This is a genomic window from Luteibacter pinisoli (assembly GCF_006385595.1).
Taxonomy (GTDB): Bacteria; Pseudomonadota; Gammaproteobacteria; order Xanthomonadales; family Rhodanobacteraceae; genus Luteibacter; species Luteibacter pinisoli.
Genome location: NZ_CP041046.1, coordinates 784,033 through 809,536, shown reverse-complemented (window position 1 = coordinate 809,536; position 25,504 = coordinate 784,033). Strand labels below are relative to the sequence as shown.

Annotated in this window: 22 protein-coding genes; 9 read left to right on the top strand and 13 right to left on the bottom strand. The window is 68.7% G+C overall.

The window, feature by feature from the left end; all coding sequences use genetic code 11:
• Window positions 1–3: 3 nt before the first annotated feature.
• Window positions 4–861, bottom strand: a complete 858-nt coding sequence (locus FIV34_RS03595) for an STAS domain-containing protein (RefSeq protein ID WP_139979760.1) — start codon at window positions 859–861, stop codon at window positions 4–6.
• Between the two features lie 140 nt (window positions 862–1,001).
• Between FIV34_RS03595 and FIV34_RS03590 the strand changes: the two genes are divergently transcribed.
• Entirely contained in the window at window positions 1,002–1,352 is a 351-nt protein-coding gene (locus FIV34_RS03590; RefSeq protein ID WP_139979758.1) for a response regulator, read from the top strand.
• 4 nt (window positions 1,353–1,356) lie between these two features.
• On the opposite strand, the gene FIV34_RS03585 is transcribed toward FIV34_RS03590, so the two are convergent.
• On the bottom strand, window positions 1,357–1,752 hold the full coding sequence (locus tag FIV34_RS03585) for a nuclear transport factor 2 family protein (protein ID WP_139979756.1): 396 nt from the start codon (window positions 1,750–1,752) through the stop codon (window positions 1,357–1,359).
• A 224-nt stretch (window positions 1,753–1,976) separates the two neighbouring features.
• On the opposite strand from FIV34_RS03585, the gene FIV34_RS03580 reads away from it, so the two are divergent.
• The 3 genes from FIV34_RS03580 to FIV34_RS03570 all read left to right on the top strand — a co-directional run bounded on the left by FIV34_RS03580 (window position 1,977) and on the right by FIV34_RS03570 (window position 5,896).
• Window positions 1,977–3,335 carry a hypothetical protein gene (locus tag FIV34_RS03580; RefSeq protein ID WP_139979753.1) on the top strand — a complete coding sequence of 453 codons (1,359 nt, stop codon included), beginning with the start codon at window positions 1,977–1,979 and terminating at the stop codon, window positions 3,333–3,335.
• A 41-nt stretch (window positions 3,336–3,376) separates the two neighbouring features.
• Window positions 3,377–4,750, top strand: coding sequence for a D-serine/D-alanine/glycine transporter (cycA, locus tag FIV34_RS03575; RefSeq protein WP_139979751.1), 1,374 nt, complete (start codon window positions 3,377–3,379; stop codon window positions 4,748–4,750).
• A 132-nt stretch (window positions 4,751–4,882) separates the two neighbouring features.
• On the top strand, window positions 4,883–5,896 hold the full coding sequence (locus FIV34_RS03570; RefSeq protein WP_139979749.1) for an autotransporter outer membrane beta-barrel domain-containing protein: 1,014 nt from the start codon (window positions 4,883–4,885) through the stop codon (window positions 5,894–5,896).
• Between the two features lie 10 nt (window positions 5,897–5,906).
• On the opposite strand, the gene FIV34_RS03565 is transcribed toward FIV34_RS03570, so the two are convergent.
• Window positions 5,907–6,404 carry a PH domain-containing protein gene (locus FIV34_RS03565; RefSeq protein ID WP_139979747.1) on the bottom strand — a complete coding sequence of 166 codons (498 nt, stop codon included), beginning with the start codon at window positions 6,402–6,404 and terminating at the stop codon, window positions 5,907–5,909.
• A 12-nt stretch (window positions 6,405–6,416) separates the two neighbouring features.
• Window positions 6,417–7,739, bottom strand: a complete 1,323-nt coding sequence (locus FIV34_RS03560) for a lysozyme inhibitor LprI family protein (protein WP_170207502.1) — start codon at window positions 7,737–7,739, stop codon at window positions 6,417–6,419.
• Between the two features lie 215 nt (window positions 7,740–7,954).
• Here FIV34_RS03560 and FIV34_RS03555 point away from each other — a divergent pair, with 215 nt between their 5' ends.
• From FIV34_RS03555 to dbpA, 3 genes are read left to right on the top strand one after another with little or no spacing between them, the layout of a single operon-like run.
• Window positions 7,955–8,662 carry a restriction endonuclease gene (locus FIV34_RS03555; RefSeq protein ID WP_139979745.1) on the top strand — a complete coding sequence of 236 codons (708 nt, stop codon included), beginning with the start codon at window positions 7,955–7,957 and terminating at the stop codon, window positions 8,660–8,662.
• 51 nt (window positions 8,663–8,713) lie between these two features.
• Window positions 8,714–8,977: a hypothetical protein gene (locus FIV34_RS03550; RefSeq protein WP_139979743.1), complete on the top strand. Its 264-nt coding sequence runs from the start codon at window positions 8,714–8,716 to the stop codon at window positions 8,975–8,977.
• 39 nt (window positions 8,978–9,016) lie between these two features.
• Window positions 9,017–10,387 (top strand): ATP-dependent RNA helicase DbpA, encoded by a 1,371-nt coding sequence (gene dbpA, locus FIV34_RS03545; RefSeq protein ID WP_139979741.1) that lies wholly within the window; start codon window positions 9,017–9,019, stop codon window positions 10,385–10,387.
• Between the two features lie 22 nt (window positions 10,388–10,409).
• On the opposite strand, the gene FIV34_RS03540 is transcribed toward dbpA, so the two are convergent.
• The 7 genes from FIV34_RS03540 to FIV34_RS03505 all read right to left on the bottom strand — a co-directional run bounded on the left by FIV34_RS03540 (window position 10,410) and on the right by FIV34_RS03505 (window position 20,480).
• Window positions 10,410–11,924 (bottom strand): FAD-dependent oxidoreductase, encoded by a 1,515-nt coding sequence (locus tag FIV34_RS03540; RefSeq protein WP_139979739.1) that lies wholly within the window; start codon window positions 11,922–11,924, stop codon window positions 10,410–10,412.
• 139 nt (window positions 11,925–12,063) lie between these two features.
• Window positions 12,064–13,281, bottom strand: coding sequence for a GGDEF domain-containing protein (locus FIV34_RS03535; protein WP_170207501.1), 1,218 nt, complete (start codon window positions 13,279–13,281; stop codon window positions 12,064–12,066).
• A gap of 41 nt (window positions 13,282–13,322) precedes the next feature.
• A complete protein-coding gene (locus FIV34_RS03525; protein ID WP_139979733.1) occupies window positions 13,323–14,504 on the bottom strand; it encodes a hypothetical protein in 1,182 nt (393 codons plus the stop codon).
• On the bottom strand, window positions 14,501–16,834 hold the full coding sequence (locus FIV34_RS03520) for a putative bifunctional diguanylate cyclase/phosphodiesterase (protein WP_139979731.1): 2,334 nt from the start codon (window positions 16,832–16,834) through the stop codon (window positions 14,501–14,503). The genes FIV34_RS03525 and FIV34_RS03520 overlap by 4 nt, the downstream gene beginning before the upstream one ends.
• 7 nt (window positions 16,835–16,841) lie before the next feature.
• Window positions 16,842–17,486 carry a carboxypeptidase regulatory-like domain-containing protein gene (locus tag FIV34_RS03515; RefSeq protein ID WP_139979729.1) on the bottom strand — a complete coding sequence of 215 codons (645 nt, stop codon included), beginning with the start codon at window positions 17,484–17,486 and terminating at the stop codon, window positions 16,842–16,844.
• A gap of 280 nt (window positions 17,487–17,766) precedes the next feature.
• On the bottom strand, window positions 17,767–19,449 hold the full coding sequence (locus FIV34_RS03510; protein ID WP_246058740.1) for an ATP-binding cassette domain-containing protein: 1,683 nt from the start codon (window positions 19,447–19,449) through the stop codon (window positions 17,767–17,769).
• Window positions 19,450–19,451: 2 nt separating this feature from the next.
• Window positions 19,452–20,480 (bottom strand): serine kinase, encoded by a 1,029-nt coding sequence (locus FIV34_RS03505; RefSeq protein ID WP_246058739.1) that lies wholly within the window; start codon window positions 20,478–20,480, stop codon window positions 19,452–19,454.
• A gap of 138 nt (window positions 20,481–20,618) precedes the next feature.
• On the opposite strand from FIV34_RS03505, the gene FIV34_RS03500 reads away from it, so the two are divergent.
• Both FIV34_RS03500 and FIV34_RS03495 read left to right on the top strand, forming a co-directional pair.
• On the top strand, window positions 20,619–22,055 hold the full coding sequence (locus tag FIV34_RS03500) for a B12-binding domain-containing radical SAM protein (RefSeq protein ID WP_139979725.1): 1,437 nt from the start codon (window positions 20,619–20,621) through the stop codon (window positions 22,053–22,055).
• Between the two features lie 2 nt (window positions 22,056–22,057).
• Window positions 22,058–23,266 carry a nucleotidyltransferase family protein gene (locus FIV34_RS03495; protein WP_139979723.1) on the top strand — a complete coding sequence of 403 codons (1,209 nt, stop codon included), beginning with the start codon at window positions 22,058–22,060 and terminating at the stop codon, window positions 23,264–23,266.
• Here FIV34_RS03495 and FIV34_RS03490 read toward each other — a convergent pair.
• Complete coding sequence (locus FIV34_RS03490; protein WP_139979721.1) at window positions 23,249–24,373, bottom strand: glycosyltransferase family 4 protein; 1,125 nt, start codon at window positions 24,371–24,373, stop codon at window positions 23,249–23,251. The genes FIV34_RS03495 and FIV34_RS03490 overlap by 18 nt on opposite strands.
• A complete protein-coding gene (locus FIV34_RS03485; protein WP_139979719.1) occupies window positions 24,370–25,494 on the bottom strand; it encodes a glycosyltransferase family 4 protein in 1,125 nt (374 codons plus the stop codon). The genes FIV34_RS03490 and FIV34_RS03485 overlap by 4 nt, the downstream gene beginning before the upstream one ends.
• Between the last annotated feature and the right edge of the window lie 10 nt (window positions 25,495–25,504).

Below are 25,504 nucleotides of genomic sequence, written 5' to 3'. Positions count from 1 at the left end.
GGCTCAGGCCCCCTTCGATACGTGGAACCCGGAGCGCTTGAGCGCCAGCGAGAGCGCGTCGGCCAGGTTGGCCTTGGTCACGATGCCCTGCAGGTCCAGGCCAAGGTGCACGATGGTCTGGGCAATCTGCGGGCGCACGCCGCTGATGATGGCGTCGGCGCCCATCAGGCGGATGGCGGTCACCGTCTTCAGCAGGTGCTGCGCCACCAGCGTATCCACGGTGGGGACGCCGGTGATATCGATGATGGCGATTTCCGAACCGGTATCGACGATGCGCTGCAGCAGCGATTCCATCACCACCTGGGTGCGCTGCGAATCCAGCGTGCCGATCATCGGCAGGGCGAGCACGCCATCCCACAGCTTCACCACCGGTGTGGAGAGTTCAAGCAGTTCTTCCTGCTGGCGGGCAATCACTTCTTCGCGGGACTTCTGGAAGGTCTTGATCGTGTGCAGGCCCAGGCCGTCGAGCAACTCGGACACGGCCCATACCTGGGTGGCGAGTTCCGCCGCGTTGTCGGTGTACTCGGCCTGCAGCTGGTCGAACAGCGGGCGCTTCAGGGAGAAGATGAAATTCGCGGTGCTCGACGCATCGAAGCCCTGGACGGCACGGCTGCGTGAAAGCTTTTCGAGGAAGCCGCGGGTTTCGTTCCACTCGTTGCCGGCCAGGGTCGCGGCATCGCCGGTGGCCGAGCCTGCGACGAGCAGGCGGAGGAAGTCGCGGGTCTGCGCTTCGAACTCGGCGTGGCTGATCCGCGAATCGCGGGAGGCGCCCGTGGCATCCAGGTTGGCCGACCAGTCGGCCAGCAGCTTCCCTTCGTTCTTGCGGATCGTTTCGATGGTGCGCTGGCTGAATGCCGACATGGGGATCCCCTGTGTAAAAACGCTATGATGCTGTGCGGGCAGACGCAATGGAATAGTGCGCACGTCAGGCGTATTCGTTGACACCGCCTTCACGCCCCGCCCGCTATTTGCCTCGTCGATTCCCTGTCAGTTCCGGTGCCATGACCCACGATCCCCTGGTTGTCCTTCTTGTCGAGGATGACGACGCCATCCGCGAAATCTCCGCCATGATCCTCGAAGGCGCGGGCATCACCGTGCACACCGCGGAGAATGGCGATGCGGCGGAGCACTGGCTGGCCACGGGCACGGCCGACATCCTGTTTACCGACGTCCGCATGCCCGGGACGGTGTCCGGGCAGGAGCTGGCGTCCCGACACACGGACATGCGCGTCCTGGTGACCTCGGGCGAGGCGCGCGAACAGCACCACTGGCTGTCGCCGGGGATGGAATACCTGGCCAAGCCGTACGACCGGAAATCCCTGCTGGCGGCCGTGGCGCGCCTGGCCGGCTGAGCCCTCAGGCCGGGTCGAAGGCCCGGTCGATCACCTTGCTGATCTTGTTACCGACGAAGCCGAATTCGGAGGTACCGTCCATCTCGATGATGGTGCCCGCGCGCGGGCCGTCCGGGATGTCTTCGGCGATCTCGCCGCGGAAATGAATGGTGGCGACGACGTCACCGTCGCGCTCTTCGATATTCACGATGGACTGCTCGCGCGCCGCGAACAGTTGCGCACCTACGCGCGCCAGTTTCTCCAGATCCGCCTTGCCGTCCGTCGCGACGCTGAGTTCCCCGCCCTGGTGATGTTCGAAGCGCACGTCGTCGGTCAGCGCCGCAAGCATGTGTTCGATGTCGAAGCGGTTGTACGCATCGAGGTAGATCTCGATCAGTTGCCGGCGTGCGGGGTCGATCATGGCGGTCTCCATCGGCGCTTACGTCACACCGCCCGATAGTACAGGCGGAAACGGCAGGTGGTAGCTGGATAGCCCGTAAGTCGTGGGCCTGGCGTTCCATGCCCGGTCACCGAGGGTGTCCGGCGGGTGTCCGCGGACACCCGCCGGCGCGCTGCGGCCCGCATCACAGCGTGCTGGCCCGTCCCTTGCAATGGCGTCCACCGGATCCCACGGAGACGCCACGCATGGCACACGTTCCACGGAAGTTCGTTCTCGCCACCTTCCTCGCATTGCCCGCGGCACGGGCCGCCGAGCCACCCGTGCTGCACTACACCGTGACGCCGGTGCTGGCCCACGGCGACCTTACCGCCGTCGCGGTGGAACTGCGTACGCACGTGGATGCGAGCGGCGCGCTTGAGGTCGTCATGCGCGGCCAGCCGTTGCACCTGTCCTCCAGTGGCCGCGTCGACGCCGGCAGCGATGGCAAGCTCACCCTGCGCGCCGCACCCAACGCCGAGGTCACCCTGAGCTACGAGCGCCGCGGCGACGCGACACTCGATTCGTGGGACGTGGAGCCGTACATGGCCGCCGGCTGGATGCAGAGCCCCTGTTCCACGTTGCTGGCCATGCCGGACGATGCCGTGCCGCGGCGCGTCGAGCTCGACTGGAAGCTGCCCGCGCACTGGCGCGGCTTCAGCACCGTGCCCGCGGAACGTGCCGTCACCCGCTCGGACCAGGGCAACTCCGCCTGTTTCATGGGCCGCGACGTAGTCGACGTCACCCGTCGGCTCGGTAACAGGGGGACGCTGCACGCGTACACCACCGATGCAAAGGCCGCCTCTGCCCTGATCGACCTTACCGCCCGTTCGCTCACCGTCGTCGCCAACACCAGTGGGCCCGGGAACACGGCGCATGCCGACTACCCGATGTACATCGCACCCACGGGCCTGCCTGGCGACAATAGTGCCGGATGGAGTTCCGGACATTTCATGGCCGTGGTGATGGCGCGCGATGCCATCCTGCCGCGCATCGTCGGCCCCATCATCAGTGACTACGCCGGCATGCTGGCGCCGAAGCCGGTTGACCCGGCCACCGCGTGGTACACGCAGGGCCTGCGCAGTTACCTGGTGGTGAGCGACCTGCTGTCCACCGGCACGGTGAGCCGTAGCGACCTCGCCAGCTACCTGGACAACCTCAGCGGGCAATACGGCAACTCGCCCTTCCGCCGTGCCAGCAATGCGCAGGTGGTATCCGATTGGGATCGCGCCCGCGATATCCAGTCCGTGCCCTTGCAGCGCGGCCTGTTGTTCGGCTGGCTGCTGGACGCCAACCTGCGCCAGGCCACGGGCGGCAAGGCGTGCATGGCCGACGTGCTGCGCCGGATGGATCCCTCGCCGGCGGATCCGGCCACGGCGCTGGCCGCCGCGGTCAAGGCGGCGGGTGGCGGCGACATCGCGCCGCTGGTCGACAGGTACGTCGTCCGCGGTGAATTGCTGCAGCTGCCGCCCGGCGCACTGGGGCCGTGCATGGCCGTGAGCACGCAGGCGGACATGGCCGGCTGGGAGGTACAGCGGGTGTCCGATACCTGTACCGCGTCGCCATAACCCCTTAAGGTGCAGGCTTCCGTCCCGCCACGAGCTGCCTGATGACCCACCCGCTGGAATCGAACCCCGAGCATCTCAGGCGCAGCCTGTCCAACCGCCACCTGCAGCTGATTGCGATCGGTGGCGCCATCGGCACAGGCCTGTTCATGGGCTCGGGCAAGACGATCAGCCTGGCGGGGCCGTCCATCCTGTTCGTCTACCTCATCATCGGCGTGATGCTGTTCTTCGTGATGCGCGCGATGGGCGAACTGCTGCTCTCCAACCTGCAGTACAAGTCCTTCATCGATTTCTCGACCGACCTGCTCGGGCCGTGGGCGGGTTTCTTCTGCGGGTGGACGTACTGGTTCTGCTGGATCATCACCGCCATCGCGGATGTGATCGCCATCGCCAACTACGCGCAGTTCTGGATGCCCACGCTGGCACCGTGGATACCGGCGGTGCTGTGCGTGCTGTTGCTGCTCGCGCTGAACCTGACGACGGTGCGCCTGTTCGGCGAACTCGAATTCTGGTTCGCCCTGATCAAGATCATCGCCATCTGCGCGCTCATCGTCGTCGGCTTCGGCATGGTGGCGTGGGCGTTCCATTCGCCCGATGGCCACGTGGCCTCGCTGTCCAACCTGTGGAATGACGGCGGCATGTTCCCCATGGGCGTGGGCGGTTTCTTCGCCGGCTTCCAGATCGCGGTGTTCGCCTTCGTCGGCATCGAACTGGTGGGTACCACGGCGGCGGAAACCGCCGACCCGGAGCGCAACCTGCCCAAGGCGATCAACTCGATCCCCGTGCGCATCATCATCTTTTACGTGCTGGCCCTGGTGGTCATCATGTCGGTGACACCGTGGCGCCAGGTGTTGCCGGGGAAGAGCCCGTTCGTGGAGCTGTTCGTGCTGGCGGGCATCCCGGCCGCGGCAAGCCTTATCAACTTCGTGGTGCTCACCTCGGCGACGTCGTCGGCCAACAGCGGCATCTTCTCCACCAGCCGCATGCTTTACGGCCTGGCCGAGGAAGACCACGCGCCGTCCACCTTCAAGCGCCTGTCAAAGGCGGCCGTACCCTCGCGTGGCCTGCTGTTCTCCTGCCTGTGCCTGCTCGGCGGCGCCATGCTGGTCTACGTCGTACCGAACCTGGTCACGGCGTTCACCCTGGTCACGACGCTCTCCGCCATCCTCTTCATGTTCGTGTGGTCGCTGATCCTGTGCTCGTACATCGCCTACCGGAAGAAGCGCCCGGAGCTGCATGCGGTGTCCTCGTACAAGATGCCCGGCGGCGTGCTGATGTGCTGGATGTGCATGGCCTTCTTCGCTTTCGTGCTGGTGCTGCTCACGCTGCAGGCGGATACGCGCCAGGCCCTGATCGCCAGCCCGGTGTGGTTCGCCATCCTCGGCATCGCGTACCTGGTGCGCCGCAAGCGCGCCTGACCGGTCACCCGGCTTCACCAAGGTGAAGGCCCGCCACGGGCCTTCACACGCCGTGGCATAGCCATTGCTGCCTTCCCGGGGAGGGACGCCAACGTAGGCGTCCCGTCGCATCAGACCGGGAACCCAGCGCCCTTGACCTCTCCGTGCCCTGCCGCGTCGCGGCCAAAACTGACCCTGGTGGCCGCCTTGGGCGCCGGCGTCGGCCTGTTCCTTCCCCATCTCGCGCATGCCGCGACGGATGACGGCACCCTGCTGGTCTCCAGTCGCACCGCCCTGCTGGACGACAGCCGGCAGATCCGCGCGTCGGTACTCCGTCACTCGCTCGTCCAGGCCGCCGGGGGCGCCCAGGACGATGGCATGTGGACATCCACCTGGGGCCACTGGGGCGACCACGACGGTAACGCCAGCGCCGCCCGCCTGCGCAACAACGGCGGTGGCGTGCTCGGCGGCGTGGACCGTGCCGTGGGCGAGGTGCACATCGGCGCCATGGCCGGCGCGGGCAACCTCACCGCGCGCGCCGCCGGCGGCGACGTGCAGGCGCAGTCGTCGATCCTCGGCGCCTATGTCGCCACGGAAAGCGGCCACTGGCAGTGGCAAGGGGGTGTCAGCTACACCTGGAGCCAGATGGACAGCCACCGGCGTACGCTGCCGGGCGTGGCCTCGGCCCGTTACAGCGGCGGCATCGCCCAGGGCTGGGCCGATGGCGGGTATCGCATCGCCACGGCGCGCGGGTCGGTGACGCCCTTCGTCAATCTCGCCCGTGCGCAGCTGTTCCAGGACGCCATCAACGAAAACAACGCCGCGTCGGCCTTGCACACGGATGCGACGCACGGCCATGTCGACATCGGCACGCTGGGCATCCGCGGCGCGATGCAATTCCAGGACGGCGTCGTTGGCCACGCGGGCATCGGTTACCAGCGCGCATGGGGTGACGACGTGCGCCCGAGCGACATGCAGCGCCTGGTGAACGGGGGCGATCCGTTCCAGGCCATCGGCGTACCGACACCGCGCAACGCCGCCGTTGCCGACCTCGGCATCGCGTTCGCCACCAGCAAGGGCACGTCGGTGGACGCGAGCTATCGCGGCATGTTCGGCGGCGGTGCGAAAGACCAGGCGCTGCGGGTGAGCGTCACCATCAAGTGGTGACGCGGCGTCGTTAGCTCGACAGCAGGGCGCCTTCGCCCACGGCGGCCGCGATAAAGGCCTCCGGGTCATCCGGCGACACGAGGATCTTGCGGCCACTCGGAGGCTGGATCAGCACGCCATGGTCACGGTGGCGGGAGGCGACCTTGACCATGCCGAGGCGGCGCGAATAGAACAGGCCGTCGAAGGCGAAGAAGCCGCCGTTGCCGAACACGCGGACCAGGCCGTTGAAGGCGTCCGTGTCAGCGTGGATGATCGCCCCGCGCAGTTCCACCGTGGTGCGCCCCACCTGCCGGCGGATCACCAGGCGGCCGCCACCCATCTCGTAACGCAACGGCGACAGCGCATACGAGAGCGCCAGGGCCAGGGTGAGGATGCCCGCCAGCGGCACGCCCAGCGTCGCCGGCGCGTCGCGGCTCATCACGACGGCGATGGCCATGATCACGAGCACCACGGTGGTGATGCCGATCCAGCGCACGGTGTTCGACATGGTCGTGGCGAAGGTCTTCATGCGAGCGGGATCTCAGTGGGTCTCGGGCGGAGGCGCGGGAACGGGAGCGGCAAGCAGCAGTTTGTCACGGTTGACCGAGATGTACGCCGCGGCCACCGGTTCCAGCGCACCGTTCTTCAGGCGCCACGCCGCCACCATCCAGTCATTGTTGACGCGCCAGCCCACGTGGCCGTGGTCGATGAGCGCCAGCAGCGTTTCACCGCGGAACACCAGCGGGAAGGCTTCGGCATCGCTGCTGTAGCCGGTCATGTGCCCGCCCGCGTCGTCGAGCAGGGGGAGTTCGGGCGGCTGGCCGTCCTTGTCGAGCGGGCCGTTGGAGGCGTGCGCTGCCTTGAGCAGCGCGGCGTAGGCCGCTTTGTCGAATGGCGCAAACGCGGTATCCAGCGTGCCCTTCTGCGGGCTGCGATCAAAGCGCGTGGCCGCCGTCATCGCGAGCTTCGCGAAGTCGTCGCAGGCGTCCTTGCCGGGAGCGCACGCGCTCGCCTCGGACTTCAGCACATGGTCGAAGCGCATCAGCAGCATCTCGTCCGGGCCGAAGGCCTTGCCGTTCCACACCGAGGTTTCGAAGGTGGCTTCGTCGGCCGAGCCATCGCCGACGGTATAGGCCACGGTATTGCCGCCGATGCGGGCGAGGCCGTGGTCGGTCATACAATCGGCCCCTGTCCACAGCGTGGGCAGGTCGACGGCCGTGGCCTGCTTGCCCTGGATGCGGAAGGTCGTCTCGGTCCAGCAGTGCGCGGTACCACCCATCGACCACAGCGAGCTGATGTCCGAGCCCGGCAACTTGCGGTAACCCGCGTAGCTTTCGAGGTCTTTCAGGGCATCGCGCAGGGTGGCGTCCGCTTGCCAGGGGAAGGCGGACGGCGTTTCCATCTGCACGGCTTCGGCCACGTGGATATCGACGCCGGTCTTTGCGAAGTCGTCGGGGATTTTTACGCCTGAGGCAGGAAGCTTCGCCAGCGCCGGTCGCAAGGCGTCGAACGGCTTGGGCCAGGTCGTCGCGTCGAGTCCCTTGAGAAAATTGATGCGCGCCGTGTAATACGACACCACGCTCGGCTCGGCCTCTTTCAGCGACCGATACGCCGACAGCGTCGCATCACGCGAAGCGAGCCAGTGCCGCTGGTCGAGCTTCAGCGCATCGGCATCACCGGGATGGTTCTTCAACGCCGTCCTGAACGCGTCGCCGAGCTGGCCATCCAGCGCCGACACGCGGGGCGACGTGCATATCGCCTTCTCCACACCCGTGGCGGCCTTGGTGCAATCAAAGCCCGCACCGTGCGCCCAGGGCGCCAGCATCGCGAGCACCACGCCCATCCCTGCCCTGCTCTTCCGCACGCGCTACTCCTTCTCCGCCGACACTGGCGAACGGGCGCATTGTACGAAGGTGTGCACGTCGCGGCGCAATCTTCACAAACCCTTCGCGGAAACCGCCCGATTTCCTGCGCGATGTAGGAATCGGACTACAGCCAGCCTGTGCGAAACCCGTTAGATTCCAACGTCCGGATGAATCCGCCGCGGGGGCGTCGGTGTCCGGTACACAGGGGATCGCCATGAGCACTGCCTTCCGGCCCGTGCGCCATCGCTATGAGGACGCGCTTAGCCGCCTTTCGTGGCGCGACTTCCAGCGGCGCATCGCCGTGCACTTCGAAGGCGCGGGCTACGTGGTTGAGCAACCCGGCGTGGCTAACGATGCCGACCGCGGCATCGACCTGGTCCTTCGCCGGGGCGACGAAACCGTGGTGGTCACCTGCAAGCACTGGTCGGCGTTCCAGGTGCCCCACGAGGACGTGCATCGCCTGCTCGGGCAAATGCCGGTGGTCGGCGCGACCAGCGGACTGCTGATTACCTCGGGCGAGTTCACCCGCACGGCGATCGACGCCGCCGCCCGCTTCCGCCATGTCCGCCTCGTGGATGGCCGGGCCCTGCGCGCCTTGCTCGGTCCGGTCGAGGAGCTGCGTCCCTTCCGCCTGCCACCGCCGGATTCCCCGATCTGGGCGCCGGTGACGAGTACGCCGCAAGCCGGCCGTCGCGAACCCGCCAGCCGGGCCGCCAGCATCGCCGCCGTGGCCGCGATGCTGGTGCTGGCGGTGGCCATGCTCACCCTCTATACCTGGTACATCCGGGATGCCCACGACATCCGTGCCAGCCAGGGCGACGTCGCCGGCACCGACCGCGTTTACCGGCATGCCGGGGCCGCGCCCGCACCGCCTCCGTTCGCACCGCCACCCCGTCCGGCGGGCACTGGCGCCGAGCCCTGAAGGAACCTACGATCCGCAGGGTCCGTCACCACGGACCACAGGGGAAAAATCATGGATAGCCCGCGTCATGCCGCGCAAGAGCCGGAGCGCCCGGCGTCTGGCCGTGCCCGTTTCGGTCATTTCCGCCGCGCCCGCGCGGAGCGGCCTCACGCCGACCATGGCACCCCGCGCCGGCCCCGCCATCTTTCGGACAAAACGCGACGCTATCTCTGGTTCACCGCGGCCGCCGTCGGCATCTACGTGGCCAGCCTGCTTTACGCCCATCTGGAACAGGCGTCCCACGCGGCGGTCCAGGCAACGCACCAGGGGCGCTGACAATCCCGCCCCGGGAGCGGGTTCGTGCGAAAATGGGGGATGAACACCTTCAACCAGCTCGACCTCTCGCCCGCCCTCCTCGCCGCCATCGAGACTATCGGCTACACCGAGATGACCCCGGTGCAGGCCGAAAGCCTGCCGCCGATCCTCGCCGGCCGCGACGTGATGGCCGAGGCCCGGACGGGCAGCGGCAAGACGGCCGCCTTCGGCCTGGGCCTGCTGCAGCGGCTGGATCCCTCCGAAATCCGCCTGCAGGCGCTGGTGCTCTGCCCTACCCGCGAACTGGCCGACCAGGTGGCCAAGGCCATCCGCCGCCTCGCCACGAACATCCCCAACATCAAGCTGCTGACCCTGTGCGGCGGCATGCCGCTCGGCCCGCAGCTGGCCTCGCTCGAGCACGATCCGCACATCGTCGTCGGTACGCCCGGCCGCGTGCAGGAGCACCTCAAGCGCGGCAGCCTGCACGCCGGTGGCGTGAAAACCTTCGTGCTCGACGAAGCCGACCGCATGCTAGACATGGGTTTCGAGGAAGCGATCGACGACATCGTCAAGCGCATCTCGAAGCATCACCAGACGCTGCTGTTCTCGGCAACGTATCCGGATGAAATCCGCGCTGTCAGCGGCCGCGTGCAGAAGGACCCGGTGATCGTCACCATCGACGAGCCGCACACCGAAACCACGATCGAACAGCGGGTGGTGGAAGTGGAGCCGGGCCTGAAGACCGACCTGCTCGCGCGCATCCTGCACCACGAGAAGCCCGAGTCGACGCTGGTGTTCTGCAACATGCGCAAGGATACCGACGAACTCGCTGCCGCGCTCGACCGCCTGGGCTTCAGCGCCATCGCCCTGCATGGTGACCTCGAACAGCGCGACCGCGACGAAGCCCTCGTGCGCTTCGCCAATCGCAGCTGCAATGTCCTCGTCGCCACCGACGTCGCCGCGCGCGGCCTCGATATCGAAGGCCTGCCGCTGGTGGTCAGCTACGACGTCGCCCACGACCCGGACACGCATACCCACCGCAGCGGCCGCACCGGCCGTGCAGGCGCCACCGGCCTGTCGCTCACCCTGGCCAGCTCGCGCGAACTCAACAAGCTGCGCGCCATCGAAGAGCGCATCGGCAAACCCCTCGCCCGCTACCCCGCCAAGCCGGGTGACGGCCGCAAAGTGCTCAACCTCGCGCCGATGAAGACGCTGGTGATCGACGCCGGCCGCAAGGACAAGCTGCGCCCCGGCGACATCCTTGGCGCCCTGACCGGTGACGCCGGCCTCAACGCCAGCGACATCGGCAAGATCGACGTCTACGCCACCCGCGCGTACGTCGCCATCAAGCGCGACCTTGCCAACAAGGCACTCAACCGTTTGCGCGAAGGCAAGATCAAGGGCCGGAACTTCCGCGTTCGTTCGATCTGACCTTACGTGTCACCTGGCTGGCCTACGCGTTAGCCAGGCGCTCGGCCGCTTCAAGCGACGCCTTGTCCCGGTTGATCGTCGCCACCGCGAGTTCGCGGCCGTTCTTTTTGAAGCGCACCTCGGCGTCCTTGTCCGCGATGGAGCCGACGACTTCGACATCATCCCACTCGGTGGCGTGGCCGACATAGCGAATGCTGGTGTCGTAATGCACGCTCCAGAAGAACGGTGCTTCGTTGTAGATCTCGTCGATGTCCAGCATGGCCGCGGCAGCGACCTGGCCCTGGCGTTCGGCGACGACCCAGTGCTCTACCCGCTGGCGCGAGTCGTCGAGGCCCGGGAAACGGGCGATGTCGCCGGCGGCGTAGATGTCTTCGTTGGACGTGCGCATGGTGGCGTCGACGAGGACGCCGTTGTCGAGGTCGAGGCCTGCCGCTTCGGCCAGGCCGATGCGCGGACGAACGCCGATGCCGAGCACCACCTTCGCTGCCTTGATGCAGCTGCCGTCGTCGAGCGTCACGGCGCCGTCGACATAACCGGTGGCCTTGCGGCCGAGGTGGAAGTTCACGCCGTGCGCTTCGTGCAGCGTGCGGATCATCTGGCCGATGGCGTCGCCGAGCACGCGCTTCAGCGGGACCTCGTCGGGGCCGATGAGATGCACGTCGACGCCACGCTCGCGCAGCGAAGCCGCCACTTCCAGGCCGATGAAACTGCTCCCCACCACCGCGATGGGGCCACCACCCTCCGCGGCATCGATGATCGCCTGCGCGTCCGCCATCGTGCGCACGGTGAACACGTCCGGGCCGTCGAAGCCGGGTCCGTCGGGACGGATGGGTTCGGCACCGGTACACAGCAGCAGCGTGTCGTAATCGAGCCGCTCGCCGGTATCCAGCGTCACCGTGCAGTGTTCGGCGTTGACGTGGTCCACCGCGACACCGAGGCGGAGATCAATGTCGTTGTCCTTGTAGAACGCCTCGTCCTTCAGCGGCATCCACTCGGGCTGCGCCGTGCCGGCGAGGAAATCCTTGGAGGCGTTGGGGCGGTCGTACGGTGCATCCGTGTCGTCGCTCAGCAGGATGATGCTGCCGTCGAAGCCGAGGTCGCGCAGCCGCTGGGCGGCCGCGAAGCCTGCGGCACCACCGCCGATGATGACGATCTTGCGCGAGGGCGTGTCGGTGGGCTCGGCGGGGCCGGGGGCGGCGAGCTTCTCCGTCACGAACACCTTGCCGTCGCGCTCATCCACCTTCCAGCGATCCACCGGTGACAAGGCCGGTGCACGCAGCGCGCGGCCGCTGGCGAGGTCGAAGCAGGCGTGGTGCAACGGGCAGTGGATGGTATCGCCGACGCGCAGGCCTTCCGCCAGGTCACCGCCGTAGTGGCTGCAGGTGCCGGTGATCGCCGCCAGGCCATCGGCCGTCCGTGCCACGATCACCGCGTCATCGCCCACGTGGCCCTTCAGCACGCCGTCGGTGGGGATGGACCCGGCCGGCACGCCCTGCGTGAAGTCGGGACCGGACGGCTTATCGGCGGATTCGGACATGACGAAGCTCCTGGGGGCTCAGGAAAAACACGGCGCCGCCGAGTGTGGCCGCGGCGTGGCGCCGGGAGATTGCAGCTTTCCAGCCTGGATGATGGCCGCGTCCCCGTGTGGGAATCGTTAGCGGCTTCGTGGCCCCGTGTTACAGGACCACACAGGTGTTACGCCCCGCCCGCTTGGCGGCGTACAGGGCGCGGTCGGCGCGGTCGAAGGCCGTGGCAGCGCGTTCGCCCGCACCCATGGTGGTGAGGCCGCCGGACATGGTCACCCGCACCGGCTTCTGGCTGGCGTGGAAGGCCAGGCCTTCCACGGTGGCGCACAGCTCGCGCGCCAGCACCAGCGCCGCGTCAGCAGTGAACCCGGCGAAGACCACGGCGAACTCTTCGCCGCCGTAGCGTGCCACGAAGGCGCGGCCTTCCAGCGTGGTGGCGAGCGCGTGGCCGACGATGCGCAGCACGGCGTCGCCGGCGGCGTGGCCGAAGCTGTCGTTGATCGTCTTGAAGTGGTCGATGTCGAAGGCGCCCAGGCAGGCCACGGCCCGGCCTTCGCGCACCTCGGTTTCCAGCTCGGCCATGTGCCGTTCGTAGGCAAGGCGATTGGGCAGGGTGGTGAGCGGGTCGGTCAGGGCGAGCTCGTGTTCGCGGCGCAGGGAATCCTGCAGCGAGGTGGCCTGGGTTTCCAGCTCCTCCACGCGGTCGCGCATGCGCTCGGCGCGCTCGCGGTACGAGGCCAGCTTGGCGTCCTCGCGCTCGCGATAGACATGGAAGTGCTGGTCGATCATCGCCAGTCGGCGGGTGACCTGTTCGCGCAGCGACGCCACGTCGCTGGCCTCCTGCGTGTGTTCGCTGAGCAGGCGCATTTCTTCGCTCACCTGCTCGCCAAGCAGGCGGCCGGGGTCGCTGCCGGACGTCGTGTCTTCGAGTTCGGCGATCAGGTAGCGGGTCATGTCACCGAGGCGCCCGCTCACCTCGGCCAGCAGGCTCTGCAGCTTGGCCACGTCGGCGCGCAAGGACTTCACCGCTTCGCTGTCGGCCGCTTCAACAGGCTCCGCCGGAGCTTCCGGAGCATCGGGTGCGGGCGCTAGGGCCTCGTCCGGCACGCGGGCGTCCAGCGCCGCCACGGCCTCGGCCAGTCCATCCAGCAGGGGTTCGAGCGCATCGGGGGTGATGGCGTGGCGCAGGCCTTCGTTGAGCTGGTCGAGGAGGCGGTCGGCCTTCTCGCTCTGGCCACGGGCAAGCGCCGCCAGCCTGACCACCAGCCGGCGCAGGCTTTCCTCGATGGCGCGGAAATCGCGCTCGTCACGCTCCATCCGCTCCAGGGCGAGGTTGTATTTACGCTCCCAGATGTCGTGCTGCTCCACGCGGTGCCCCAAGGTTTAACGTGACGATAGATGGTGTGTGGTCAGTACAACAACCGGGCCAGCAACTGCACCTGGTTGCCCTGTTCGCGCGGGCCGAGGCCAAAATCGGAGCGGCCGGCGCGGCTGGCATCCACGTGCAGCCACTCGGCGGTGAGCCGCAGCCAGTCCAGCGGCCGCCAGTTCAGCGCCGCGGTGAGCGCATGACCGCGCTCGCCATCCACCCAGGTGCGGAACGTTTCGTAGCGCAGCGTGGGCCGCCATGCCCCGCGGTTCCAGCCGGCGAGGAGGAAGGCGCTCTGGAACCGGTAGCGGAAGCAACGGATTGGCGGGCAGGCCTCGGTGTCCCCGTCCATGCCCTGGGCGATCCAGGTCACCGGGCCGGACTCCAGCTCGGCTCCGGCCGACCAGAAGCGGGTCCGCCACGCGTAGAGATGATCATCGCCGTGGTACATGCGCGACGCCGTGCGGTCGGCGCGGTTATCGAAATGGAGCACGCGCAGCCGCAAGCCCTGCCGGGATGCCCATTCGCCATCGGCATACCAGCCGGTACGGCCGCCGATGGACTGGAACGGTGCATAGCGCTCGTGGCGGTCTTCGTCATCCGGCTCGGGCAGGCGTCCGCCGTAGCCCATGGTGACGTCGCTGAGCGACCAGCCGCGCACGGCGAGCGCCTGGCCGGCGACGTCGTTGTGCCTGACGAGGCCACCGCCGAACGTGGCCGTGCCGCTTTCCCCGCGCCATTCCTCGCGGATGTCGCCACCGATGCCGCGGAGCTCTTCACCCACCCAGCTGTTGATCGCCGATGGGGTGATCGTCCAGGGACTGGTCCAGCCGATGCCGTCGTTTTCCAGCGAGATGGGCAGGAAGTAGATGCCGCCCTTCACCGCGAGGCGCCATGCCGACAGCGACACCGGCCGGTAGCGCACATAGGCCTCCGGCACCTGCCAGTCATTGCGGTAGGTGCGCTGCAGCTGCACATCGGCGAGCGCGAAAATCGACGGCGTCACCTGCGCCGTCGCGACGATGCCCGCCGCGCCGAAACGGGCGCCGTGGGCGTCGTCGCCGTAGCGGGTGCGCCCGGGGCCGCCGTCCATGAAGCTTTCATCCGAAGGCGCGTCGACCAGCCGGGCGTCCGCGAACGCGTGCACCTTCACGTCCTGCGCGGCGGCGAAGGACGTGGCGAGGCTGGCAAGGAGAAAACCGGCGACCAGGCGCGGCGTCACGCCCCACCCGATTCGCGCGTACTCAGGTGCGCCACGAAAGACGCGAAGTCCGTCGGGCGGCCCACGTGGTAGCCCTGGACGTCATCGCAGCCCACGTCGCCGAGGAAGGCCACGGTCTCCGCATCCTCCGCCCCTTCGGCGGTCACCCGGTAACCCAGGCGATGGCCGAGCTCCACCAGCGAACGCACGATGGTCCGGTCGGTGGGGTCATGGGCGAGGTGCTGGACGAACATCTTGTCGATCTTCAGTTCTTTGACGGGAAGGCGGCGAAGGTAAGCGAACGAGGTCTGGCCGACGCCGAAATCATCGATCGCCATCTCAATACCCATATCGGCTAGCCGGCGCAGGACTTGAAGCGCAGCCTCCGGTTCGCCGATCACCGCGCTCTCGGTCACCTCCAGGGCAATCGCTGACGCGGGCACCCCGTGCGCCTGCAGCAGCTCGGCCACCCGGTCGGGCAGGCCGGGATCGCCGATGTCGCGGGCCGAGAGGTTCAACGACACCCGCACGCCATAGCCGGCGTGGGCCAGCTCCGCCGCATGGGCGATGCCGTGGGCGAGCACCCAGCGGGTGAGCCGGCCGATGTTGCCGGTTTCTTCCGCCACCGCGATGAACTGCTCGGGCGGGACCATGCCGCGGCCCGGACGGTGCCAGCGGACCAGCGCCTCGGCGGCGTGGACGCGGCCGTCGGCCAGGTGCAGCTTGGGCTGGAACCACAATTCCAGCGCGTCCGCGTCGATGGCGGCGCGCAGCTCGCTCATCAGGGCCAGGCGCTCGGGACGGTGCGGGTCGGACTGCGGGTCGTAGACGTCGACGCCACGGGTGGACTTGAGCGCGGCGAACTCGGCGACCTCCGCGCGGCGCAGCAGCGGCGCGGCGCGCTCACCATGCGCCGGCGCCAGGGCGATGCCGACCGCCGCCCCCATGTCCATGCTGACGTCAGCCTCCTGATAGGGGTGGCCCAGCGCGTCGACCATGCGGAAGGCGGCGGCGATCGCCTCGGCACGGTCCGCACCGCTCAGCCACACCGCGAACTGGGTGTCCGTCGCGCGGCCGACGAAGTGCTGGCCGGCGACATGGCACAGCCGCTGGCCGGCGTCGCGCATGAGCCGGTCGGCCAGCGCGTGACCCACGGTTTTCACGATGTCGGGAAGGCGCGTGACGCCGACGATGAGCAAGGCACCATGTTCACCCGGCGAACCGGCAAGGTCGCCGTCGATGGCATCTTCCATCGCGGCGCGATTGGGCAGGCCGGTGACCTCGTCGTGCAGGGCCTGATGGCGGATTCGGTGCTCGCGCTCGCGCACCGCGTCGCCCATGGTGCGGAAGGCGTTGGCCAGCTCGCCGATTTCATCGTTGCGGCGCACGTCGGGGGCGTCGTGATAGTCGCCGCCGGCGATGCGTCGCGCCGATTCCGCCAGCGCCTCGACCGGCCGGGAGACACCGCGGGCGACCAGCCACGCGACCAGGAAACCGGCGACGAGGGCGAGCAGGAGCAGCGCCAGCCACGCGTTCCACACCGGCTGGAACGGCTGCAACGCGTCGTCGAGCGAGTAGCCGAGCACCGCATACACCGCGCCGCCACCGCGCGGCTGGGTGAGGGGCTGGGCCAGGACGAGGTATTCGCGCCCGGCGATCTGGGTGAGCCGCGGTTCGGAGGGCAGCGGGTTGCCACCCTGGAACTGCGCCGTGAGCTCGGAATGGGACGTGCCTCGCGCCATCACCGCGTAACCGCCCTTCACCGGCGTCGCCAGCTCGACGTCACGCGGCAGCGCGGAGAGCTGCTGCATGTGCGCGATCAGCGCATCGTCCACGGGAATGCTGGCGACCACGAGGCCGACCGGCTGCGGCGCATAGATCGGCACCACCACGACCCACGAGGCCTTGCCGCCCGCCACCGCGACGGCTGCGGTGCGCTCGTCGTACGCGCGGGCCAGCAGGTCGGGCCATGCGAAGGGCCGGCCTTCATTGGTACCGGCGGTGTCGACCTGCACGCTGCCATCCAGGTGCAGCAACTGCATGCGCGAGGCGCCGACGCGGCGGCCGTGGTTGCGTAGCACGGAGAGGATCGTGTCACGGTCACTGGCGGCGATGGCGGAACGCAGGCCGTAATCGAGTGACATGATCTGCACGCCACTGGCCACGCTGGCCGAGAGGTCGTTCATCTGGGCGACGAAGGCGTGCGCATTGGCGGCGAGCTGGCGTCCGCCCTCCTTGACCAGTTCGCGGCGCGCGACGGTGTAGCCCAGGATGGCGGTGATGCCCTGGACGACAATGAGCGTGGCGACGAAAAACAGCGCCAGCCGCGTGCGGAAGCCGGGCGTGCGCATGGGCAGCTCAGTACCCGATGTGCTCGCGATCCATCGGCCCGCGCGGATTGGGCAACAGCGCGAGGACAAAGCGAAGCGTGCCCGGCGTGCCTTCCACCAGCGTCACGCCCTGGATCGGCAACGTGATGCCGGGCCGCAGCTGCGGATGCCAGGCATGCGCGGTGTATTGCCCCGCCGCGAGGCCATCGAGGGTTGCCCTGCCCTTCGCGTCGGTCACCGCCATCTCCGGATCCTTCGTCACGTAGAGATACGTCAGCATGTAGTCGTGGATGTTGCAGCCCACGGCCGCGTTGCCGGCATGCTTCATTTCCAGCGGCGCCGAGCTTTCGCCCGGGGCCAGCATGTATTCGAATTTTTCCAGCGCCGAGAACGAGTAGACGTGATGGCGCGTGATGTCGCTGTTGCGAAACACCACGCGATCGCCCACGCGCAGGGCGGTGACATATGGGATGAAGGTCTCGTCTTTCTGGTCGACGTAGCGCGTTTCCGGCACCGTCGTCCGCGATGGCGTGCCCGCGTTCGGCGCCAGCGTCACCACGGCATCCGGGATCGGTTTGCCCGCGGGGTCCACCACCTCGATGGCGACACGGCTGGCGAACACGGGGGAAGCGGCAAGCATGGACAGCGTTGCGACGGCAAACAGGCAGCGCATAGGATTCCCCAGGTGGCGGGGCCCTAGCCTAGCCCAGAAGGAGGCTTAACCGCGAACCGGGCGCAGCATGCGGCAGATCCCCGCGATAGGCCGGTACGGGCCACACGGGTCGCTATGCCAGGGGTCCGGGCGATGATGCGCTGCAACGCTTTCGAACGAGGGCTGGCCTGTGCCACCGGCGCTGGCACAGGCCGCCGCGAGCGCAAGCCCGGCAAGGAATGGTCGGATCGTGCGCCTGGCTGGCATATCGGCGGTCCCCCCGCTGTCGTCAGCATCGACGTTAGGCCTGCCAGCGCGAAGGAACAATAGTCCGAATGGGAGGGAACACCTCCACCATCGCCCGATCCCCCTCCACCTTCACGCGGACGTCGGCCAGCGTGGCCACCGCGTCGCGGTGCGAGACCACCACGAGCATCGCGCCCGGCAGGCTGGCCTTCACGGCCTGCAGCACCGCCAGCTCGGCGGCCGCATCCAGCGCACTGGTGGCTTCGTCGAGCACCGCCAGCACCGGGCGGCGCAGGATCACCTGGGCAAGCATCAGCCGTTGCAGCTCGCCGCCGGACAGGCGGCTGTCGGCGCCGTGCACGGCCAGGTCCAGGCCGTGGGGCGAAGCGTCCACGCGCCGGTCCAGGCCGACGCTGCGCAGGGCTTCATGCAACGTCGCTTCGGTGGCGTCCGGGTCGGCCCAGGCAAGCACCTCGCGCACCGTACGCTGCCACGGGCGCACGCCCTGGCTCACGTAGGCACCGCGGGCCACGCGGGCGCGCCACGCCGGGAAATCCATCGGTACACCGCCATCGCTGGCCACGAACGATTCGGGCGTCGACATGCCGGCCAGCACATCGACGAGGCTACTCTTGCCGATGCCCGATTCGCCGCTGATGAGCACCAGTTCGCCGGGACGCAGGTGCAGCCCTTCCAGCGTGATGCCCTCGCGCGGCGGACGGACGCGGAGGTGTTCAATCCGTACGTCACCCTGGGGTGCGGTCGCGACACGCGGACGAGGGCCCGGGGCGAGCGCGACATAGCGCTGCCACAGGGCCAGGGCGGGCTGCGCGGAACGCAGCTGCTGGAAGCCCTGCCGCGTCGATACGAGATACGGCAGCAGCCGGCCGAGCAGCAAGCCCACGGCGATGAGCGCCGTGCCGTCGACGCCACGCCAGCGGTCGGCGAGAAGGAACATCGCCGCGATACCCAACGCGGCGCCTGCTTCCAGCACGAGGCGGCTGGACGCCACGAGTTCGAGCTGGCGGCGATAGCCCTGGCCCAGCCGCTCGGAGACCTCGCCGTAACTTGCGCGCTCCGCGGCTTCGCGCCCAAACGAACGCACGTGGCGAAGCCGGCGCGGAAAGTCCTCGCTGTGCCAGAACAGGCCCGTCATGTCGGCGACGTAACGACGACTGACCTCGGCCTGCTCACGCCCCGTGACGCGCGAGGTGATGACGATCGCGCACAGCAGGAGGGGAATGGCGAGCATCAGCACCGGCGAAATCCAGAACGCGAAGGCGATGCTGACCAGCGAGGTCAGCAAGGCGACCGCCAGTTGCTGCAGGGCGCTGAAGCCCTGCACGAGGATCTCGCCGTTATAGGTGAGCACGTTGGCGATTTCCGCCGAGCTGGCATCGGCCAGCGCCGCCAGCGGCACGTCGAGCAGGTGGCCATGCACGTCACCGCGCACGCGCACCGCGAAGCGCGCCACCTGCGCGGCGCCGAGTCGCGCGGCCTGCCAGCGCAGCACCGCGAAGGCCACGCCGCTAAGGGCAAACCACGCCGCGTTCGTCGTGATGTCATGGCTTGCCAGGGGTACCGCATGCCCCGGCTGCACCAGGGGCACGAGCAACACCGCCGAGACACTGCCACTCACCGCCGCGCCCACGGACAGCAACGCATAGAGCAACAGCGACGCACGCTCCGCGCGCGGCATCAGCGCCAGCAGGTCACGCCATGCCGATGGCAGGCGCACGCCTAGCCCACCGCTTCCTGCAGGGTCAGCCAGGGTGCCAGCGCATCCAGCGTGGCACGCGGATCGGCCCCGCGTCGCAGCACCCACACGCCTCGGTGCAACGCGTTGTCGATGAAGCGCCGCCAGCCGGGCTGGCGTGCCGCGTAGGGTTGGTCGCTGGCGAGGCGGACGATGGCCTCGTCGCGCGTCAGCGGCTCAAGCAAGGGCCCATCGCTGCGCTGGGGTGACAGCAACACCGTGGCCACGATGTCGAAGGGCTCCGGCGCGGGGCGCATGCCGCTGCCCTCCTTGCGCAGGTCAATTTCGAACTTCTCCACGCCACTGCGCCGGCGGATGCGCGGCGATGCCATGACGCTTCGCCGCGCGGCGGGTTCGAGCCAGGGCAGGCTCTGCTCCGTCACATGCAGGTAGTTCGGCACGCCCGTGGCACGCATGCGCTTCGGATCGACGAAGACGCCGTCTTCGGCCATCACGTCGTAGCCGTCCAGCGCCGCCTGCAACGTGAGCGTGGACTTGCCGGCGCCGGACGGCCCCAGCAGCAGCACGCCGCGGCCTTCACCGCCGATGCAGGCCGCGTGCAGTGACACCAGTTCCTGGCCGCGTGCGGCGAGCAGGTACACCGCGAACTCGATCAGCTCGTAACGCACGTGGTAGGGGTACGCCAGGCGGTCTTCGGACACTGTGACCACGGCGCGTCGCTGCGCCGGCGAGACGATGACGTGGTTCGCCGCATCCACCATGCCCATGACCAGGCCGCCACCCGACGAGGTGCGCACCGGTGGCGGTTCACCCGATGGGCCGCCCACGGCGGGGACGAGGCGCAACTCGACCTGGAAGACCGGGGGCACCGCGCCCAGGCGGTGCGCCGGCAGGTTGTCGTACGCGGCCGCCGCCAGGGCGAGCAGCGCGTCGCTGTTGCTGGCGAAGACGAACGAGGCGCCAAGCACCGGCCAGCTGCGCGCGTACGGCAGGCGCATCCGCTCGCCAAAGGGATCGGCGGCGAACTCGTGTGCAGCGGAAAGGTCGGTCATGGCCATCGTCGCGGTCGCCGGGGTAACCGCCGTAGGTGCCCGGCCCAGGGCGGAAGGTTGTGCCTGCCGGGGTCGCAACCTGCCCCCGGCAGGGGGGCACTCACGGCTAACCCGCATGACGCGAAAGGCGTTCCACCCATGCTGAATATCCTGGTCGGCCACTCCTACTTCCTGCGCTACGACCGCAAGCAGTGGGAGCGCGGCAAGCCGTACCCGCCGCTGGCCACCCTGCAGGTTGCGGCATTGCTGCGGCGCATGGACCACGCCGTGGGCCTGTTCGATGCGATGCTGGCCGAGGGCGTGGAGGATTTCGCGCCCCTGCTGCATGCGCAGCGTCCCGAACTGGTCGTCTTCTACGAAGACAACTTCAACTTCCTGACCAAGATGTGCCTGGGCAACATGCGCGAGGCCGCGTGCCGGATGATCAGCGAAGCGAAGGCCACCGGCGCCCGCGTGCTCGTGGCCGGCTCGGATGCCTCCGACCATCCGGAAGCGTTCCTCGCCGCCGGTGCCGATGCCGTCCTCACCGGCGAAGGCATCGCCGCGCTGATGGAACTGGCCAACCGCCTCGACCGCGATCCACACATGGACGTGGAGGCGTGGACGGATGGCCTGCCGGGCATTGCCACCCGTTCACCGGTGGGCACGCGGGTCACCCGCCTCGGCGTCGTGCCGCCCGATCCGCGCATTGCCGGCCTGCCCGCGTGGGACCTCGTCGACATGCCGCGTTATCGCGCGGTGTGGATGGAGCGCCACGGCTATTTCAGCCTGAACATGGCCGCGTCGCGGGGCTGCCCGTTCCGCTGCAACTGGTGCGCGAAGCCCATCTGGGGCAATCACTACAACCAGCGACCACCGCAGGAAGTCGCGGCCGAGATGAGCTTCCTGAAACAGACCTACGCGCCGGACCACATCTGGATGGCCGACGACATCTTCGGCTTCCACGTGGACTGGGTGAGCGCGCTGGCGAGCGAGCTGCAGGCCAACGGCGGCTCGGTGCCTTTCATGATCCAGACCCGCGCGGACCTTTCCAGCGAGCGCATGGCGACGGCTTTGGCCGCGGCGGGCTGCGTCGAAGCGTGGATCGGCGCGGAGAGCGGCAGCCAGCGCGTGCTGGACCGCATGACCAAGGGCACCAAGGTGCCCGACCTGATCACGGCGCGCGAGCGGCTGGGTGCGCGGGGCATTCGCGTTGGGTTCTTCATCCAGCTCGGCTACCTCGGCGAAGAGCTCGACGATGTACTCGCCACGCGGGCGCTGGTGCAGGCCGCCGCGCCCGACGATATCGGCGTCAGCGTGTCGTATCCGCTGCCGGGCACGAAGTTCTTTGAAGAAGTGCGTGCACAGCTTGGCCAGAAGACGCATTGGGATGAAAGCAACGACCTGGCGATGATGTTCCGCGGCGCCTACGACACGGCGTTCTATCGCGAAGTGCGTGACCTGCTGCATCGCGAAGTCACCGCACCCGGCCACGCGCTGGATGCGGACTGGACGGCGCTGGTGGCGCGCGAACACCAGCACCGCAATGCCGAGCCGACGCAGGCTGCGTGGGCGCGGCTCGCCACCGGGGCATGAGCATGCTGCCGCCCCTGCCGGAACTGAAACGCGGCCTGGCACTCACCACCGAGGCGCTGGCCACGGAACTCGCCCATGGCACCTCCGGCACGACGCAGCCGGCATGGAGTGAACTGGAATGGCGGCTGGCCGGTGCGGCCGCCGTGGCCCATGGCGTATCGCCGCTGCTTGCGGGATTCTCCACGTGGGCACCGCCGGGCTGGCAGGATTTCCTGGCCAGCCAGCGCGAACACGTGGAAATCCGCCAGCAACGCATCGCCGGCCTCCTCGCGCAGATGGACGCCCGTGCGCGGCGCATGGCGCTGCCCCTCGTCGCGCTGAAAGGATCCGCCCTGCACGCGCTGGGGCTCTATATCGCGGGTGAGCGGCCGATGGCCGACATCGACCTGCTGGTGCGCCCGCGTGACCTGCCCGTCGTGCAGGCCTTGCTTGAAGAAATGGGCTACGAGGAATCCTTCCGTCAATGGAAGCACCGCGTGTTCAAGCCCCACGGCGGCATGGCCGTGCGCGGGCTGGGGGAACACCGCGATACGCCGGTGAACATCGAAGTGCACACGCGGATCCACGAACGCCTGCCGATCCGTACAGTCGACATCACCGATAGCGTCTGGCCCGAGGACGCCGCACCCGGCATCCAGCCCTACCCTTCCACGGGCGCGCTGATGGCGCACCTGCTGCTGCATGCGGCGGGTAACATCTGCGGCCGCAGCCTGCGCCTGCTCCATCTGCACGATATCGCCCAGCTCGCCCGGCGCATGCCGCGCGAGGCATGGAACACGCTGTGGGAAGGCACGGAGCCACCGTGGTGGGCATGGCCGCCGCTGCGCCTTGTCGCGCGCTATTTCCCCGGCAGCGTACCACGCGCGGTGCTCGAGCGAACCCGGCGCGACTGTCCGCGCCTGCTGCGGCTCGCCGCACGTCGGCAGACGATCACTCGCGTGTCGTGCTCCAACCTGTGGCTGAACCTGCTGCCGGGTGCCGAGTGGGCACGTACGGCTGGCGACATCAGCCGCCTGCTCGTGAATCGCGTACGCCCCACCACGGAAAGCCGCGAGGAGCGCGCGGATATGCTGCGCACGCAGGTCTGGCTGCAAGGGCAGACATGGGTACGCCGTGGTCACGTCGCACGCCTGGTCACTGGCCTGACCCGGCCGGTCCCACGCATGGATACGCTCTACGTGGTTCGCGCTGCGCTAGGCGAGCTGGCCTAGGCGCCGCCCGGCGCCCGTCATGGCCTCGTACTGGGCCATGAACGCGCGTGCCGTCGCATCGGCGTCCTCGGCAAGTGCGCGGCGCTGGGCTTCCGTCGCGATACGCAGGCGCCGTGCTTCATCGTTGGCCAGCGCGATGATCCCGTTGGCGAGTGCGGCGGCATCGCCCACCGGAACCGCCAGCGTCGCCTCGGGCGCCCATTCCGCGAAATGGCCGACAGCGGTACCCACCGCCGGCACCCCCACCACGGCCGCTTCCAGCAACACCAGCGGGCCGGCTTCGTGGCGCGATGACATCACCAGCAGGTCCGCGGCGGCGAGGAAAGGCCGCAAGGCCGCCTGCGTACGGAAGCCCAGGAAGCGCACGCGGTCGTCGATGCCGAGCTCGCGGGAGATGCCTTCGATGCGCCCGTCCAGCGTATCGACGCCCACGATGTCGACGTCAAACGCGATGCCCTGCTTTGCCACGAGCGCCAGGGCCATCAGCAAGGTGCTTTGGTCCTTGACCCGGTTGAGGCTGGCGACGTGGATCAGGCGCAGCGTGGCGCGCGTGCGGCCGCGCGGCGCCAGTGGCGCCCAGCGATCGAGATCCACGCCTAACGGCACGCGGTCGGCGGGAATGCCAAGGTCACGCAAGGCGTCCATGATCGGCGCGCTGGCTGCCGTGACGCTGGCCGCCGCGCGTAGCACCACGGCTTCGCGCAGACGGCTGCGCCAGCGACGGCGGCCACCGTAGTCGATGTCGTCGAGGGCCACGAGTTCGCCGCCGGCGATGTGCACGGCGTAAGGCACGCGGATCAGCACCGCTGCCAGCGCCGCGACCAGGCTACACGAGCCGGAGAACAGGGCCTGCAACGCATCGAAGGGTGCCACGCGATGTTCGCGGCGAATCGCCAGCACCGCCCGCGCCGTCGTCCGGCCGTCGCCGATGTTGTGGATCTGCGCGCCGCGCAGCGTCCAGCGTGCCGCACGCGCTTCCTGGTGGAAGACGAACACGTGCACATCGTGCGCGCGCGCCAGCCGCTCGATCAGGGCGAGAAACACGGGAATCACCCGCTCCTCGCCGCCACGATCCACGCCACCCGGCAGGATGATCCCAAGCTTCATGCGCGCAGCCTCCGCGCATCGAGCAGCTGCGCGTACACGGAAGCCCAGCGCCGCCCCAGCGCCGGGAACGACAGCCGGGCCTGGAAGTGTTCGCGCACCAGTTCACGCGGCGGCCGGTTGCGCGCGGCCCCGAGCAGGGCCTCGGCGCACGCCGCCACGTCCCCCGCCGGATAGAGGCGGCCAACGGCACCGTTGCCGGTGAGCTCGCGAAAGGACGGAATGTCGGTCACGACCGGCGCGATACCGCAGGCCATCGCTTCCAGCAGGGCGAACCCGCAGCTCTCCGCGTGGCTGCCGCTGACATACACATCGGCGGCGCGCATCAGGGTCTCCACCTCGGCGTGCGGCACGTTGCCCAACAGGTGAACGCGATCGGTGAGCCGGCCGTCACCGTCGATGCGCCGACGCACGGCATCCATCAGGGGCGCAGTCCCGTAAGCGAGGTACAGGCGAGCCTCCGGCACCTTCACCGCCATGCGCGCGAAGCCATCCAGCACGGTCAGCGGATCCTTGTTGTCATTGAGGTGGCCTACCCAAAGCACGGCCGGCGCACCGGTGATCCCCGTCGCCAGGCGTGCCGCGTCGCGGCTTCCGGGCGTGAACCGGCTGCTCGATTCGGGAATCGCCACGACGCGCAGCGTGGGCGGGAACACGCCCGCCGTTTCGAAGCGGTGGGCGAGCGACGTAGCCGTGAAGGCCACCGCATCCACGCTGCGCATCCAGCGCCGCCATGCGCTGCGACGCCACCAGTTCGGCACGCGATCCGCGTGGTCCTGCAGCACGATGGGTAGCGACGGAAGCGCCTGGGCGATGGCAAAGGCCTCTTCGGCGCAGGCCAGGCTGTGGACGTGCAGCACGTCGGGCATCCCGACACGCAGCGCTTCCACCACGCGTCGCGCGCGGGCACGCGGCGCGGCGATGCCGCGGACATCCATGAAGCGGTAATCCACCCCATGGCGCGCGAATCGCGTGGCATGGTGCGCCGCCTGCAACACGCTGACGTCGACGCCGCTGGCGGCGACCGCCTCGGGCAGGTCGGCCAGCGTCGGCCAGTGCGCGAACAACGCTTCGGGCGCCATGCCCTGCGGCGCCGGATGCAGGTTGAGCTGGACGACGCGCATGGCTCGCCCC

Coding starts and splice junctions, on each gene's coding strand:
- FIV34_RS03595 (WP_139979760.1), bottom strand. CDS start 861: ATGTCGGCATTCAGCCAGCGCACCATCGAAACGATCCGCAAGAACGAA.
- FIV34_RS03590 (WP_139979758.1), top strand. CDS start 1,002: ATGACCCACGATCCCCTGGTTGTCCTTCTTGTCGAGGATGACGACGCC.
- FIV34_RS03585 (WP_139979756.1), bottom strand. CDS start 1,752: ATGATCGACCCCGCACGCCGGCAACTGATCGAGATCTACCTCGATGCG.
- FIV34_RS03580 (WP_139979753.1), top strand. CDS start 1,977: ATGGCACACGTTCCACGGAAGTTCGTTCTCGCCACCTTCCTCGCATTG.
- cycA (WP_139979751.1), top strand. CDS start 3,377: ATGACCCACCCGCTGGAATCGAACCCCGAGCATCTCAGGCGCAGCCTG.
- FIV34_RS03565 (WP_139979747.1), bottom strand. CDS start 6,404: ATGAAGACCTTCGCCACGACCATGTCGAACACCGTGCGCTGGATCGGC.
- FIV34_RS03555 (WP_139979745.1), top strand. CDS start 7,955: ATGAGCACTGCCTTCCGGCCCGTGCGCCATCGCTATGAGGACGCGCTT.
- FIV34_RS03550 (WP_139979743.1), top strand. CDS start 8,714: ATGGATAGCCCGCGTCATGCCGCGCAAGAGCCGGAGCGCCCGGCGTCT.
- dbpA (WP_139979741.1), top strand. CDS start 9,017: ATGAACACCTTCAACCAGCTCGACCTCTCGCCCGCCCTCCTCGCCGCC.
- FIV34_RS03540 (WP_139979739.1), bottom strand. CDS start 11,924: ATGTCCGAATCCGCCGATAAGCCGTCCGGTCCCGACTTCACGCAGGGC.
- FIV34_RS03520 (WP_139979731.1), bottom strand. CDS start 16,834: ATGCGCACGCCCGGCTTCCGCACGCGGCTGGCGCTGTTTTTCGTCGCC.
- FIV34_RS03515 (WP_139979729.1), bottom strand. CDS start 17,486: ATGCGCTGCCTGTTTGCCGTCGCAACGCTGTCCATGCTTGCCGCTTCC.
- FIV34_RS03505 (WP_246058739.1), bottom strand. CDS start 20,480: ATGACCGACCTTTCCGCTGCACACGAGTTCGCCGCCGATCCCTTTGGC.
- FIV34_RS03500 (WP_139979725.1), top strand. CDS start 20,619: ATGCTGAATATCCTGGTCGGCCACTCCTACTTCCTGCGCTACGACCGC.
- FIV34_RS03495 (WP_139979723.1), top strand. CDS start 22,058: ATGCTGCCGCCCCTGCCGGAACTGAAACGCGGCCTGGCACTCACCACC.
- FIV34_RS03490 (WP_139979721.1), bottom strand. CDS start 24,373: ATGAAGCTTGGGATCATCCTGCCGGGTGGCGTGGATCGTGGCGGCGAG.
- FIV34_RS03485 (WP_139979719.1), bottom strand. CDS start 25,494: ATGCGCGTCGTCCAGCTCAACCTGCATCCGGCGCCGCAGGGCATGGCG.